This window comes from Paraburkholderia mimosarum LMG 23256 = NBRC 106338 (assembly GCF_000739815.1).
Taxonomy (GTDB): Bacteria; Pseudomonadota; Gammaproteobacteria; order Burkholderiales; family Burkholderiaceae; genus Paraburkholderia; species Paraburkholderia mimosarum.
In genome coordinates this window covers 1-14,808 of record NZ_BBJJ01000020.1, presented here as the reverse complement: position 1 = coordinate 14,808, position 14,808 = coordinate 1, and the positions used below count along the sequence as shown (strand labels likewise).

Annotated in this window: 12 protein-coding genes; 4 read left to right on the top strand and 8 right to left on the bottom strand. The window is 63.6% G+C overall.

The annotated features are described in order from the left end of the window. Window positions 1–5 precede the first annotated feature (5 nt). Complete coding sequence (locus BMI01S_RS16595) at window positions 6–752, top strand: SDR family NAD(P)-dependent oxidoreductase (protein ID WP_028212507.1); 747 nt, start codon at window positions 6–8, stop codon at window positions 750–752. Between the two features lie 332 nt (window positions 753–1,084). Beyond that, window positions 1,085–2,755 carry a phospholipase C gene (locus tag BMI01S_RS16590; RefSeq protein WP_028212508.1) on the top strand — a complete coding sequence of 557 codons (1,671 nt, stop codon included), beginning with the start codon at window positions 1,085–1,087 and terminating at the stop codon, window positions 2,753–2,755. A gap of 89 nt (window positions 2,756–2,844) precedes the next feature. On the opposite strand, the gene BMI01S_RS16585 is transcribed toward BMI01S_RS16590, so the two are convergent. The 8 genes from BMI01S_RS16585 to BMI01S_RS16550 all read right to left on the bottom strand — a co-directional run bounded on the left by BMI01S_RS16585 (window position 2,845) and on the right by BMI01S_RS16550 (window position 13,091). Continuing rightward, window positions 2,845–4,215: an MFS transporter gene (locus BMI01S_RS16585; protein ID WP_028230897.1), complete on the bottom strand. Its 1,371-nt coding sequence runs from the start codon at window positions 4,213–4,215 to the stop codon at window positions 2,845–2,847. 189 nt (window positions 4,216–4,404) lie between these two features. Then, window positions 4,405–6,204, bottom strand: a complete 1,800-nt coding sequence (locus BMI01S_RS16580) for an ABC transporter transmembrane domain-containing protein (RefSeq protein ID WP_042289912.1) — start codon at window positions 6,202–6,204, stop codon at window positions 4,405–4,407. A gap of 61 nt (window positions 6,205–6,265) precedes the next feature. Beyond that, the gene (locus tag BMI01S_RS16575; protein ID WP_028230896.1) at window positions 6,266–6,589 is read right to left on the bottom strand and encodes a hypothetical protein; all 324 of its coding nucleotides are present in this window, start codon (window positions 6,587–6,589) and stop codon (window positions 6,266–6,268) included. A 17-nt stretch (window positions 6,590–6,606) separates the two neighbouring features. Beyond that, on the bottom strand, window positions 6,607–7,176 hold the full coding sequence (locus tag BMI01S_RS16570) for an RNA polymerase sigma factor (protein WP_028230895.1): 570 nt from the start codon (window positions 7,174–7,176) through the stop codon (window positions 6,607–6,609). Window positions 7,177–7,355: 179 nt separating this feature from the next. Further along, window positions 7,356–8,336: a hypothetical protein gene (locus BMI01S_RS16565; protein ID WP_255217804.1), complete on the bottom strand. Its 981-nt coding sequence runs from the start codon at window positions 8,334–8,336 to the stop codon at window positions 7,356–7,358. Window positions 8,337–8,374: 38 nt separating this feature from the next. Continuing rightward, window positions 8,375–8,896, bottom strand: a complete 522-nt coding sequence (locus tag BMI01S_RS16560) for a (2Fe-2S)-binding protein (protein ID WP_028230893.1) — start codon at window positions 8,894–8,896, stop codon at window positions 8,375–8,377. Beyond that, window positions 8,893–11,661, bottom strand: coding sequence for a xanthine dehydrogenase family protein molybdopterin-binding subunit (locus BMI01S_RS16555; RefSeq protein WP_028230892.1), 2,769 nt, complete (start codon window positions 11,659–11,661; stop codon window positions 8,893–8,895). The genes BMI01S_RS16560 and BMI01S_RS16555 overlap by 4 nt, the downstream gene beginning before the upstream one ends. Window positions 11,662–11,858: 197 nt before the next feature. Beyond that, the gene (locus BMI01S_RS16550; RefSeq protein ID WP_081723403.1) at window positions 11,859–13,091 is read right to left on the bottom strand and encodes a formylglycine-generating enzyme family protein; all 1,233 of its coding nucleotides are present in this window, start codon (window positions 13,089–13,091) and stop codon (window positions 11,859–11,861) included. Between the two features lie 304 nt (window positions 13,092–13,395). Here BMI01S_RS16550 and BMI01S_RS16545 point away from each other — a divergent pair, with 304 nt between their 5' ends. Next, the gene (locus BMI01S_RS16545) at window positions 13,396–13,821 is read left to right on the top strand and encodes a DUF4399 domain-containing protein (protein ID WP_028212515.1); all 426 of its coding nucleotides are present in this window, start codon (window positions 13,396–13,398) and stop codon (window positions 13,819–13,821) included. 32 nt (window positions 13,822–13,853) lie between these two features. Further along, entirely contained in the window at window positions 13,854–14,279 is a 426-nt protein-coding gene (locus BMI01S_RS16540) for a DUF4399 domain-containing protein (protein ID WP_028212516.1), read from the top strand. The last annotated feature ends 529 nt before the right edge of the window (window positions 14,280–14,808 follow it).

Genomic DNA, 14,808 nt, shown 5'->3' with positions numbered 1-14,808 from the left:
CCGATATGCCCGTTCTGCTGCCCGATCTGAATAATCGCGTTGCGCTGGTGACCGGAGGGTCGCGCGGCATTGGACGCGCCATCGCCGTTGCGCTGGCCTCGGCCGGCGCGGCTGTCGCCGTGAATTACCGGCAGCGCGCGGACGAGGCCGCGCAGGTCGTGACGCTGATTCAAGGCGCCGGGGGTCGCGCGTTGGCGGTGCGCGCCGACGTATCGGCGGCAGATGAAGTCGCGCGCATGGTCGCCGAGGTGGAAGGCGGCCTGGGTGCGATCGACGTGCTCGTGAACAACGCGGGCACGGGAACATTCCGCGACATCGACGTGCTCACGGAAGCCGAATTCGACCATACGCTCGCCGTCAATCTCAAGTCGGCGTTTCTCTGCACCCAGGCGGTGTTGCCTGGGATGCGCGCTCGCCGCTGGGGCCGCATCGTCAATCTCTCTTCGGTCGCGGCGCGCGGCGCCGGGGCGGTCGGTGTTCACTACAACGCGTCGAAAGCGGGCCTTGAAGGCCTCACTCGCGGCTATGCGGCGCGCGTGGCCCGCGAAGGCATCACCGTGAACGCCGTGGCACCGGGGCCCATCGACACCGAAATGGCCGCGCCGCTGAAGGCAGCGAACATCGCCGAGCGACTGCCCGTCGGACGGCTGGGCGCTGCAGAGGAAGTCGCGCAGATCGTGATGATGGTGGTCGGCAACGGCTTCGTCACCGGACAGACGATTGCCGTCAACGGGGGCCTCAGCTTCATCTAAGCGCGGCAGCGTTGCAGCGTGACCAGCGACGCGTCCCGTGCCCGCACAACTCCCCCGTTCCCGTTTCACCTCGTTTGCTAACCAGCTCATCCTTCTGGTCAATGGCTCGCGCCGCAAAGCGGCGCCCTTGCGCCGATTCGAACGCCAGGCTCACCCAATCGAAAATATTTCGTAAGGTGTTTGTCTCCAGGTGTTCATACCCCGATGCTCTAATCCCCTAGCCGTGTAGCCACCGTATTCGACTGGCATGGACGCCACGATGCGGATTGGATCCTCCCTGTGCCTCGGCTTCGCGGTGATCCCGACAATACGAATCCAACCTGGAGCCGAATATGCAATGGCGTCACATCGCAGTGGGTTCGCTCACCGCTGCAGCGTTCGCATCGACAATCGCGTGGAGTGCCAGTGAAGATCATGACTGGAACCACCAGCCGCACGAAGGTCGCACCGCCACGCCGATCAAGCATCTGGTCGTGATCTACGGCGAGAACGTTTCGTTCGACCATTACTTCGCGACTTATCCGCACGCAACCAACCCGTCCGGCGAGCCGGCGTTCAACGCGCAGCCCGGCACGCCCTCGGTGAACGGCCTTTCGGGCACGCTGCTGACGAGCAACCCGAACACGAATCCCGCGAATGGCGCGGGCGCGTCCAATCCCTTCCGCCTCGATCGCACGCAGGCGGCCACGGCCGACCAGAACCACGCCTACACGGCGGAGGAGCAAGCCTACGACAACGGCGCGGCCGATCTCTTCCCGAAGTACACGGGTAGAGGCACGAGCGGCGGGGCCAGCGCGTTCGGCACGACGGGCCAGGTGATGGGCTATTACGACGGCAACACGGTCACCGCGCTGTGGAACTACGCGCAGCACTTCGCGATGAGCGACAACGCGTACACGTCGACCTACGGGCCTTCGACGCCGGGCGCGCTCGAAGTGATCGCGGGGCAGACCAACGGCATGAAGGTTGTGAAGACAACGAAGCAGCCGTCCGCTGCCGGTTCGTACTACGTAAACGACGGCCAGGGCGGCTTCACGATGATCAATGACGTCGACCCGGCCTACGATCTCTGCTCGAGCGCGACCGACCAGGCGCAAATGCAAGGCAAGAACATCGGCGATCTGCTGAACGAGCGCAACATCTCGTGGGGCGGCTTCATGGGCGGCTTCAACCTCGCGACGACGAACAGCAACGGCACGACGGGCTGCAAGCGCAGCACGCTGTCGACGGTCGTCGGCTCCGCAACGGCCGACTATATTCCGCATCACAACTGGTTCCAGTACTACGCTTCGACGTCGAATCCGCAGCATCTGCGCCCGAGCTCGATTGCCGCGATCGGGCATAGCAGGGGCAAGGATGGGAATCCTGATCCGGCGAACCACCAGTACGATTCCGACGACTTCTTCAATGCCGTGAAGGCGGGCAATTATCCGGCGGTGAGCTTCCTGAAGGCCCCGGCCTACCAGGACGGTCACGCTGGCTACTCGGATCCGCTCGACGAGCAGGCCTTCGTCGCCAAGGTGGTCAACTTCCTGCAGCAGCAGAAGGAATGGGACGAGACCGCCGTTGTCGTGACGTGGGATGACTCCGATGGCTGGTACGACCACGCCTACGCGCTGCCGACCAGTGCATCGTTCGACTCGGTTGCCGACCAGCTCGATGGCCCCGGAATCTGCGGCACGGGTTCGGCGCCCAACGGCTTGAACGGCAAACCGGTGAACGGCCGCTGCGGCCCCGGCACGCGCATTCCGTTCGTGGTGATCTCGCCGTGGGCGAAGGAGAACTACGTCGACCACACGCTGATCGACCAGGCCTCCGTGGTGCGCTTCATCGAGGACAACTGGCTTGAGGGCAAGCGTATTGGCGGCGGTTCGTTCGATGCGACGTCGGGCAGCATGATGGGCATGTTCGACTTCGATCGCCGCGGCAAAGGCCACGACGACCGCAAGCTGTACCTCGATCCGGTGACGGGCCTCGCGCTCGACACGGCGCCGAAGATCTGATCGCCCGGGATCGCAAGCTGTAGCGGCATGACCTGCGCGCGCCCCTACTCATCATGAGGCAGGGGCGCGCTTCGTTTTTCAGGCGTCGTTCATGCTGGCCGCGAAGCGTGCCCGCGATCGCGTTGTGTGCGCATGTCGTCGTATTCGAGCGAAATGTCCTTGTTGGTGTAATCGCCCATGCGCCAGGCGGCGAAGAGGCTGACCGCCGCGCACGCGAGAATGTAGATGGCGATCGCGTAGCCGGAGCGGTAGTACGCGAACAACGCGGTGGCGATCAACGGTGCGGGACCGCCCGCGATCACCGAAGCCAGCTGATAGCCGAGCGAGGCGCCGCTGTAACGCAGCCGCCCCGTGAACGATTCGGCGATGAGCGCCGCCTGCGGCCCGTAGAGCATGGCATGCGGCACGAGCGAAAGCACGACGGCCGCGAAAATCCACGCCGGATTCCTCGTGTCGACCATCGCGAAGTAAATGAAGCCGAATAGGCCCACGGCTACGGCGCCGATCATGTACATGCGCTTGCGGCCAATCACGTCGGATACGTGCCCGAATAGCGGAATGGTCACGAGCTGCAGCACGGCGGCCGCCATCACGGCCGTGAGCATGAGGTCCCGCGAAACGTGCAGCGTCTTGACGCCGTAAGTGAAAACGAAGGCGGTGTAGATGTAGAACGGCGCCTGTTCGGCCATGCGCGCCAGCGCGGAAAGGAGGATGTCCCTGGGCTGGCGGCGGATGACTTCGAGCATCGGCGTTTTCTCGATCCTGCGTTCGGCGAGAAGCTTCGCGAAAATCGGCGTTTCGAGAATGCTCAACCGGATATAAAGGCCGATTGCAACGAGCACGATGCTCAGGAAAAACGGCACGCGCCATCCCCATGTCGTGAAGTTATCGCCGGAAATCCGGCTGATGGCCAGCACCGCGAGATTGGCGAGAAAGAGTCCCGCCGGCACACCGAATTGCGGCCACGAAGCGACGAAGCCACGGTGCGAATTGGTGCGAGCCCATTCCATCGACATCAGCACCGAGCCGCCCCATTCGCCGCCTACGCCTACACCTTGTATGAAGCGCAGCACCGTGAGCAGAACCGCGCCCCAGATCCCGATCGACGCATAAGTCGGAACAAAGGCCACGGCGAAGGTCGCGAAGCCCATGAGCAGCAGCGTCACGATCAGCGTGGCCTTGCGGCCGACGCGGTCGCCGTAGTGGCCGAAAATGGCCGCGCCGACCGGGCGGGCAACGAAGCCCACGGCGTAGATCAGAAAGGCCTGGAGGGTGCCGACGAGCGGGTCGGATTCAGGAAAGTACAGTTTCGCGAAAATGAGCCCGGTGACCGTACTGTAGAGAAAGAAGTCGTACCATTCGATCGTCGTGCCGATCGTGCTGGCGATGACAGCGCGGCGCAGCTGGCGATGGGCGTCTTCCTCCGAAAGGAGCGGGGCTCCTGATTGATCGGCATTCATTGCGCACCCCCAAAATACGTGGGCGATATGGCCATCTGCAAATCGCAAGGCCGTGAGTCCCGGTGGCGCGCAAAAACCGTGCCCCAACAGAGCCGGGACGGTGACAGCGCCGGTTCGTTTGGAAGTGCTTTGTGGTGCTATCGCTTCGTCCCGAGCGGTAGGGTTTGAGATGTTCTTGTACCGCTCGTTTTATATGGCGTTGTGAGGCAAATGGCGAGGGGCCGCGTGGTGCTGCGTTTCAAACTGTAGCGCCGCGAGCTGCGCATAGAGCGGTGAAGTTTGCAGCAATTCGCCATGGCGGCCTTGCGCGACGATGCGGCCTTCTTCCATGACGACGATACGGTCCGCCTGCTGCACCGTGGCAAGGCGATGCGCGATGACGAGCGTCGTGCGGTTCTGCGCAGCATTGTCCAGCGCCGTTTGCACGAGCCGCTCGCTCGCGGCGTCCAGCGCGCTGGTGGCCTCGTCGAGCAGCAGAATGGGCGGGTTCTTGAGGATCGCGCGGGCGATTGCGATGCGCTGACGCTGGCCGCCTGAAAGGCGCACGCCGCGCTCGCCGAGGAACGTGTCGTAGCCTTGCGGGAGTGCCTCGATAAAGCCCGCGGCGGCGGCCATCGTGGCGGCGCGCTGGACGGCTTCGAGCGTGGCATCCGGCGTGCCGTAGCGGATGTTGTCGAGCACGCTGCCCGAAAAGATCACGGACTCCTGCAGCACCACGCCGATGGCCTGGCGCAACGCCGCGAGCGACACCTGCTGCGTCGGCACGCCGTTGATGCCGATGCTGCCCGACTGCGGATCATAAAAGCGCAGCAGCAATTGAAAGAGCGTGGTCTTGCCCGCTCCGGACGGTCCCACCAGGGCGACGTGCTCTCCCGGCCGCACGTCGAGCGAGAATTCGCTGAGGGCGGCAGTGCCGGGCCGCGACGGATAGGAGAAGCTCACGTTGTCGAAGCGGATGCCTGCTCCGAGCGCGGGAAGCGGCACGGTGGTCGCGGCCTGCGCCACGGGCGAGCGCGCGGCGAGCAGTTGCAGCAGGCGTTCGGTGGCACCGGCGGCGCGCTGCAGATCGCCCCATACCTCGGCTACCGCGCCAACGGCGCCGGCCGTGAACACCGCATAGAGAATGAACTGGGACAGCTGGCCGGCCGTCATCTCGCCGTCCAGCACCGCCTGCGCGCCCAGCCAGAGCACGAACACGATGGCGGCGAACACGAACACGATCACCACGGCCGTCAACCCGGCGCGTGCGCGAATGCGCTTGAGCGCGGTTTCAAACGCCGTTTCCACCGCGCCGCCAAAGCGCTTTGCCTCGAATGCCTCCTGTGAATACGACTGCACGGTCGGCATCGCATTGAGCACCTCGCCCGCCAAAGCGCTTGCGTCCGCAACCTTGTCCTGGCTCGCGCGCGAGAGCCGCCGCACGCGCCTTCCGAAGATGACGATGGGCGCGACGACCACGATCAGTGTCGCGATGATGTAGCCGGACAGCACGGGGCTCGTGGCGACCAGCATCGCCACGCCGCCGATCATCAGGAGCACGTTGCGCAAGCCGAGCGACAGGCTGGTGCCCACTACCGTTTGAATCAAGGTCGTGTCGGTGGTGAGACGCGAGAGCACCTCGCCCGTTTGCGTGGTCTCGAAGAACTGCGGGCTCATCTGTATCACGTGGCCGTACACGGCGCGCCGCAAATCGGCCGTCACGCGCTCGCCGAGCCAGGAAACCCAATAGAAGCGCAGCGCCGTCGCCGCGGCGAGAATCAGCGAAACGACGAAGAGCGCAATGAAATAGCGGTCGATATGCGCGCGGTTCCCGCTCGCGAAGCCGCGATCGATCAGGTATTTGAACGCCACGGGCAGCGCGAGCGTCGCGCTCGCCGACGTCACGAGCGCGAGGAAGGCGAGCGCCCACCGCCCCGCATAAGGACGCAGGAAGGGAAGGAGGGCGAAGAGGGGCGCGACGCGTGACGGACGGGCGGCGACTTCTGGCATGGATGGTTCCTGCGGATCGACGAAAAGCGGGATTGTGCCAGCGCGTGGCCTGGCCGGTCGTTCAGGGCGTGGGTTGCTGCGACGGCGGCGTCGCCCCGTCGCGAATCTGCTCGCGCTCCTCAGGCGTCATGCGCTGCCACGCTTGCCAGTGCTGCCAGTGTTCCCGGCGCATGTGCCGGTGACAGCCGCCGTGACCGCGAAAGCCACCGAACAGGATCCGGCAGAGCACGAGCAGGCCGAGCGCGTGCGGATAGTCGATGGCGCGCGCGTCGGTGACGAGGGCGGGCGCGATCCAGTTCCACAGGCCCATGACGATGCCGCCCAGCAGTGCGATGACCACGACCATCAGCAGCGCCTTGGCGAATATTTTCCGGCGAAACTTCATTCGATATCTCCTTCGGTTCAAAACTCGAAGCCGTCCCACGACGACCGCAGTCGCGCGCGCAGATGCAGCACCGCATAACGTTTGCGCGCGAGCAGCGTGTTGATGCCGATGCCCGTTGCCGCCGCCATCTCCTTGAAACTGCGTCCGTCCAGTTCGTGGGCGATGAACACCTCGCGCTGGTTTGCGGGCAGCTCGTCGAGCGCGGCGCGCAGCGTGTCGAGCAGCGCCGCGCGGGCGTAAGCGGCTTCCGGCCCGGCGTCGGGCGAAGGCAGCGCGAGGTCCAGACGGTACTCGCTGTCGTCGTCCGCCTGGTCGGGCAGCGGCGTTTCCTTGCGCTTGCGGAACCGGTCGATGATGCGGTTTCTCGCAACGCGAAAGAGCCACGCGCCCACCTGCTCGATGGGCTCCGGCAGCCGCCAGGCTTCGACCAGTTCCTCGAATACGTCCTGGAGAATGTCCTCGGCTTCGTCCTGATCGATCACCCGGCGACGGATGAAATTGCGCAGCCTCGGGCGCTCGCGGGCAACGGCGTCGGCGATTTCGCGGTCCTGCGCGGTGAGCGGGTTCGGGGTGTGCAGCGGTTCCATACCCGTGATGACGATTCGGGAAGAAGAATATTGTGGCGTCGGTTGCGGTACCTGGGCGGGGATTCCGCCGACTGCGCGAACGGCGGGCCTGCGCGTGCGCATGCAACTCGCAGTGTGCCACCGCGTGTAACTGACCGGCGTGCGCCCGCCGGGCCAAGCGTCACGCCAGAGCGGCTACGCTACCTGCCATTCGTGTTACCGGGCATGGGCGTAAAGGTGCAGTTCGGACTTTTATGTGATTTGTCGGCGCAGCAGTCGAGCAAGGCTTTGACCGATGCGACGTTGGCCGCCTCCCACTCTACCTTGCTCATGTTGTTGTCGGTCGGCATCCAGTGGCTGAGCGGATAACGGTTGGCGAGCGCGTTGCCGCCTGGCGCGTTTTTCCCGCCAGTCGAGAGCTGGAGATAAGAAGCCGTGCAGCTCTGCTCGCTGCCGATGCGGTGGCAACCTATGCACGTGTTACCTGGCGTGCTCATCGTCCAGAGGTGATACGACGAGAAAGCCGGGCCGATGCTCGAATACTTTCCCCATGGATCGGTGGGCACCTTGTCCCACACCTGCCCGATATATGGGCTGAAGATGACGGGCCCCGCATCGTGACATTGGAGGCAGGTAGGCTGGCCTGGCTTGCTGGCGGCAACGTCTTTGGGTGACTTCCAGAATTCCACCGCGGTGAGATGCCCGGCCGGCGTCACTCTCTCGTTCGGTGGCGGCACGCGTGTGGCGTCGATGCCGCTTGCGGGCACCGCCGTTTTCGACTTCGGAAGCGGCGGTGGGTTCGATGCGAACCAGCAGGTCTTACCGCTGCCGGAGTGATGCATCACGACGACCACCAGGTCATAGTGAGGATCTTTGTCGTCGCGCAGGATGTCGCGGCGACAGTACGCCGAAATCTGCGTATTGCCGCGCGAGAGATTCAATATCTTCGAAAAGGGCATGCATTGTCCTGCTGTTCCTGAAGCGGGAGAAAGCAGCGATGGCTTGTCGCAATGCGTCGGTGACTCGCGTGGGCCGGGCGGCTTCCCGTCGATCGTAATAGGGATGTCGGTGCCGTCATTGCAGTCGAAGGGGGGAATTTCGCCGATCTCCTTAGCACATTGATCGCCGTATTCGAGCAAGGTTTGTTCGTGCGTCATGGCCGCGAGCGGCGCGGCAAGCAATAGGCACGCGGCGGCGAGGCGGAGTGTGACCGACATTGTCATCCTCCGTGTTTCATCTGCAGTTGCGCGACTTTGCGGATCGCCTCCCGGTACTTGACGTACCCCGTGCACCGGCACAGGTTCCCGCCCACCCACATGTCGATTGCCGCATCGAGCTGGTCCGCCCCGATACGATACGCCTTCAGATGTTCGAGCATGGCGGTGGCCGCCATCAGGAAGCCCGGCGTGCAGTAGCCGCACTGAAACGCGAACGACTCGAGAAAGCTTTGCTGTAGCGGTGAAAGCTGGTTGCCGTCCGCGAGGCTCTCGACGGTGAAGACATATTGATTCGCGACCGCGCTCACGGGTGTCACGCACGCCAGCGTCTTTTCCATCAGCGCGTCGCTGCTGCTGCGCATGCCTACGGTGCACGCCCGGCACACGCCGATGCCGCAGCAAACCTTGGTGCCCGTGAGATCGAGGCGTTCGTGAAGGAATTCGGCGAGGCTCATATCGGCATCGGCCGCGGGCACCGTGACCGGGTGCCCGTTCACGTGAATCCGGATCCCTGCCTCGCTCATGTGAGGGCCCCCCGGAGCTGCTCTGGCGTGACGGGCGTTTGCGTGAAGCGATGCCCGGTCGCCATCGCCAGCGCATTCAACAGCGCCGGCGCAATGGGACACATCACGGCTTCGCCGATTCCACGCGCGCTGTGGTGCTCCTTGCCCACGGGCGGCGGCAGGGGGATCAACTCCTGACGCGGGACGTCGGTCATGCGCGTAATGAGGTACCGGTCGAGATTCCACGTGCCGTTGCCGGGGCCGTCATTGCCCAGCGGACACGTTTCGCTCAGCACGTTGCTCATCGCCATCGCCACCGCGCCGTGCGACTGGCCTTCGACGATCTCCGGGCAAATCAGGCGCCCGGCGCTGAGCGTCGTGACGACGTGCTCGACTCTCACGCGCCCGCTCTCGGGGCTCACGGACAGCGCGACCAGCGCGGCAGCGGGCGCGTAGTTGGTGCGGCCGAAGCCGACGGCATTCGGCGGTGCGATCACTTCGCCGTGCGGCACGCTGTGCAGATGGTGCGTGTCGTTGCCGACTGCCACGAAGTCGCAGTCCATCTCGACGGCGCCCGACTCGAACGCGTATTTGCTCGTCCAGAAAGCGCCTGCGTAAGTGACATGGACGGCGGCCACGGTGGGCAGTTGCAAGCGATTGATCTTGTCGAGCAAGGCCGGCCAGCTGATCGGCGGGTGGCCAGCGGTAGTGAGCTTTGCCTTGACCCACTTCACGTCTTGCCGTTCGATACGCGGGCTACTCCATATCGCGCGTGCGGCGGGCAGCACGCTTTGCAACAACAACACCATGGCGGCGCGGTCCACTGCCTGAAAATGCTGGAATGCCCCGAGGCAGGCGCTCGACGAGCCATAGGCGCTGTAGATGGATTTGCTTCGGCTGTCGGGCCATATGCCCAGCGTCGAGACATCGAAGCCCGGGATCGCGGCAAACGCCTCCACCTCGCTCATGGTGATCTCTTGCGCGTTTTGTCCGAGCCAGGTGGCGGGGGCGAGGCCCAAGGTCGTCGCCGCGCCGTTGCCCATGTCCGTGTAGTGAGTCAGCACCCGCACGCCCGCGTTCGGCTGAATCTGAACCATCGCGAAGACGGGGTCTTTGCCGGTGCCGTACGCCTGATTCGACATGGCAAGCCCGACGCCATAGCGCAGCCGCTGTTTGTGTCGTTGCGCGCGCACACTTTCCCGGTTGCGCCACAAGACATGATTTTCAAGCGGAATCAGCAGCTCCTTGAGTTGAAGGTCGAACAGAATGGGCGCGCCAGTCAGGGTTTTGCCGCTGCCTTTGACGAGCAGATTGCTGCGCCGGATATCGAACGGGCTCTTGTGCAGCGAGTGCGCGGCCTCGTCCAGCAGCGTTTCGATGGCGATGTAAGCCTGCGGGCCCCCAAAACCGCGCTGCGAACCTCCGAAGACCTCGGACGTATAGGTCACGGAGCTTTGTGCAATCGCGCGCGGAATGTCGTAGCAACTCATTGCGCTCATGGCGGCCAGATCGCCAACGGCGCCCGAAAGGTTTTCCTTGCCACCGCCGTTTAGACGGAAAGAACTGTCCAATGCCTGAATCTTCCCCGAGTTGTCGACCCAGATGGATTCCGTGAATTGGGTCTCCGAGCGTTTGAGCCCGACCTGGAACTGCTCATAACGTGACTGCTGCCAGCGCAAGGCGCCCTTTGCGAAAGGTGCCGCAAGCGCGAGATAGAGCGGGAAATACGATTTGTCGCGACCGCCGAATCCGCCGCCCGGGTAGCAGCCCAGCACGTGAACGTGGGTAACGTGGATGTTGCTGTTCGAGAACAGATTGAGCGCGGAAGTACCGTCGTCGCGCGGCGATTGCGAGCCCAGCACCATGTGCAGACGACCGGCGTCCGCTTCAAACCAGGCCAGCCCCGCTTCCGGTTCCATGAACAGGGGATCGATCGCGGGCGTCGTGAATTCCGCCCGGAACGGGTGCCACGCCCTGCTTTCGACGTGCCGCGCCGCCACATCGCGAACATGGTTTGCCATGTTGTGGCATGTGTCGACGAATGCCGGGGTGGGATTGCCGTGCTTGTCCGCGTCCATCAGGAGGTTCGAAAACGCCTTTTCGTCGTCGCGCACGTAAATCTTGGGCGATGAATAGACGGGGGGCGGCTTACCGTCCGGCGGCACCGTGGCGCCATAGCGGATCATGGAGGCGTTGAAGTCGAGCAGCTTTTTCGCGCGACGCCAGGTATCGAAGTCTTCGAAAATCAGCAGGGCGGCAGGCTGACCATAGCAATTGGCGGGCGCACCTTCCTGGGCAAAAAGAAAGATATCTTGGTTGTGAATCGGATCCTGCCTGGTCGAAAGCGCGACGCGATTATTGTTCAGCGTCGAGTTCGATATCACGGCGATGGGGCGCAGATCGTGAGGCAATATGCCCAGATCGAAACCTTCGAATTTCTTGTCGACGCAATTGCATCTCAGGGCGTAAAGCCAGTTTTCCTCTTTTGGCCAGCCGTCGAAGTCGCGCGCCTTGAAGTCCCGCGCGTAGATTTTCGCACCCGTGACCTTGCGTACGCCCTCGATCCGCCAGCGCGCCTTGCCCGGTTCCGGCGCCCATTCGGGTGCGCCATCCGCCGTCTCGGGCGTGGGGTGGGCGTTCGCGGCGATGTTCGAGCCGGGGCCGAAGGCCGCACGCTGCGAAGAACATGCACCTGTGAAGCTCGCGACGGAACTCACCGACACCGTAAGCGCGCCGCTCCCCATGGCCTTGAGGAACGTTCGGCGGGTGACGGGAACCCAAGCCATGCTGCGCCTCCACGTACGGCGGTCGGAACCCTACGCGCGTCCAACGACGGTAGAGCGCTTGACTATCTAATACCTTGAATGTCGGAAGTGGGATATTGGGTTGCGAGCGATTGCCCCTGGTTCATTAGTCTATTAAATGGGATAACTAAATTCAAGGAAGCGAAAACGCGCGACGATAAGCCAGACGCGTGGGCTCGTTATTTCATATCGCGCGCCACCCGAAATCCATTGGCGTTGTAGCGTACGCTGCTGTCGTACTTGAAGCGCGTGGCCGCGAGCATATAGCCCGCGCCGTCGCGCCATGATCCGCCGCGAATCACGCGCGCCTGGCAGTTGGGTTCGTCCCACGAGTGACCGTCGCTCGGCGCATTCTTGTACGAGTTGTGCCAGCAGTCGCTGACCCATTCCCAGACGCCGCCCGCCATGTCGTAGAAGCCAAAGGCATTGGCTGCAAAGGAGCCGACGTCGTCGGGCGCCTCGACATGCCAGGGCGGCCCGCAATCCTTGCAATTCGCGGTTCCCTTGCGCATGTCGTTGCCCCACCAGTAACGCGTTTCAGTGCCGGCGCGCGCCGCATATTCCCATTCGGCCTCGGTGGGCAGGCGGTACGGCTTGCCGCTGATTTTAGAGAGCCATTTCACGTATTGTTGCGCGTCGTCCCAGCTCAGATCGCGCACGGGAGCATTCGGCGAAGCGTTGTTCTCGTTCGACAAGCGCGGGCAGGCACTCGCGGTAACGCAGGCGTTCCACTGCGCCACGGTCACCGGGTATTTGGCGAGCGCATAGCTATGGCCGATGGTCACGCGGTGCGCGGGCCTTTCGGATGCGTCGTCGGTATCGATGCCCATCGTGAAGTTGCCGGGCGTCACGGGTATCAAGATCGGACAAGATGAGCAGTCCTGAATGTCGTGCGGTCCGGGTTTGGCGGCGGCAACGGCGGCCTTGGGCGGAGCGGGCGCAGGAGCGGATGCCTGAGCGGATGCCTGAGCGGGCGGCGCACTGGCGGGTGCCGCCTTGGTCTGTGCGGCTGCCGCTGGCGGGGCTTTTGACTGCGGCGATTGCGCGGGCGAGGCGGCCGCCGGGTTGCTGGCCTCGTGCGTGGCAGGCGCGGCGGCAGGGTTCGATGCGTTCGCATGCAAGCGTGCGAGGCGCGCCTGGGCGAGCGGAGCGAAACGTCCGTTCGGATAAGCCTTCAGATACGCTTCATAGTCGCTGGCGTACTGACTGTCCTTGATCGAATTCCAGAACGTGATTTCGTACTCTTCGGACGTGTCTTTCGGCATCAACCCGACGCGGATGACCGCAACGCCATGGCGTTGCCGGGCGGCCTTGTACACGCCGGAATCTTGCGCAACGGGCTCGGCCACGCTTGAAGTCGAGGTCACGCCGAGCGAGATCAATACACACAGAGGCACCCATAGCCGCCACATATTCGTTCTCCCTGTCAGGGGGCCAGCGAGGCGCCATGCCGGTACGAGCCAGGCGCCATCGCCTTTCAATGCCGACGGTGCGCTACCCCGCGGCAGTCGCCGGGGCGATCGACTCGGACCGCCATCGGTGCAAGCACTGTTAGCGCACAACTACAAAATAGCACGCGCACCGGGTGATGCAGTAACGGGCTTGCTTGCGCGCAACGCGCCGATTTATGTCCATGCGGTTGAATCCGTCCTAAGCTGTAGAACACGCACCGAATTCGAAAGCCGAGTGGCCGTCAGCCGAACGAGGAGCACCAAAATGCAGCGAAGAGAGATCCTGCTGGCCCTGGCAGCGGCCGCCCTGACGCCGCGCCTGGCGTTCGCCGAGCGCACCGCGTCGCCGCCCGGCGCGGAGGTGTACATCATCTGGCCGCCGGACGGCGCAACGATTCCCACCGGCAAGTTCTGGGTGCGCATGGGCTTGCGCAACATGGGCGTTTGCCCGAAGGGAATCAACCGCCCCAACGTTGGCCACCACCATGTGCTCGTCGACACCGACCTTCCGCCGCTCGATCAGCCGATACCGTCGGACCGCAATCATCTTCACTTCGGAGCGGGGGAAACGGAGGCCCGTATCGAGCTTCCGCCGGGCAAGCACACGTTGCAGTTGCTGATGGGCGACTATAACCACGTGCCGCACGATCCGCCGGTGTATTCGAAGAAGATCACGATCACGGTGAAGTAGTCCGACCTCAGCCGGAAGCGGGAGTGCATGCCATGAACAGGTTCCTTGTTTTTGCTGCCAGCCTTGCGCTGCTTGCGGGCGGCGCGGCGCACGCGGGCACGACGCCGGCCGACCCCAAGGCGCACGTGTACATCGGGTGGCCCAACGACGGCCAGGTGATGCCGGCCGGGCGGCCCTTTCGCGTCTGGTTTGGCTTGCGCTACATGGGCGTAGCGCCTTCGGACGTCGAGTTTCCGAATACCGGGCACCATCACTTGCTGGTCGACACCGACCTGCCGCCCATGGATCAGCCCATTCCTTCCGATCGCAATCATCTGCACTTCGGGGCGGGGCAGACGGAGACTATGCTGCAGTTGCCGCCGGGCAAGCATACGCTGCAGTTGCTGATGGGGGATGCCCATCATGTGCCGCATAATCCGCCTGTTTATTCCAGGAAGATCACCATATACGTTAAGTGATCCATACGGATTTATCTTCTGGCGTTTTTTTATTGCGGTTCTTTGCCCTTTTGGCATTTCCTTCTATTCGCGTCGGTATGCAGGCGTTGCCCCTGTGCGGGGCGGCACCTACTTTTCTTTGCCGCGGCAAAGAAAAGTAGGCAAAAGAAAGCCGCTCAAACCGCCAGCGCCAGCCACCATTCACCTCTCGCCGTAAATGGTGAATGGCTCCGGAGCGTCCGTCACCACTCGCCCACAGACGGAGTGACAAGGCGCTCGTCCGTCCGGCGGCGCTCCGCGCCCCGAATGGCATAACGAAAAAAACATTGGCGTGCGTGCGTTCTCGCGACACTTGCCATGCCCCTCGGTTTCCCATGCAGACCCTTCCGCAGCGCGCGTAGCGAGCGGCGGGATGAATGAGCGCCTTGTCACTGGCTTTGAAGGTGCGAGGTGACAGACGCTCCGGAGCCATTCACGATTTACGACGAGAGGTGAATGGTGGCAGGCATGGGCGGTGTGAGCGGCTTTCTTTGCCTACTTTCTTTGCCGC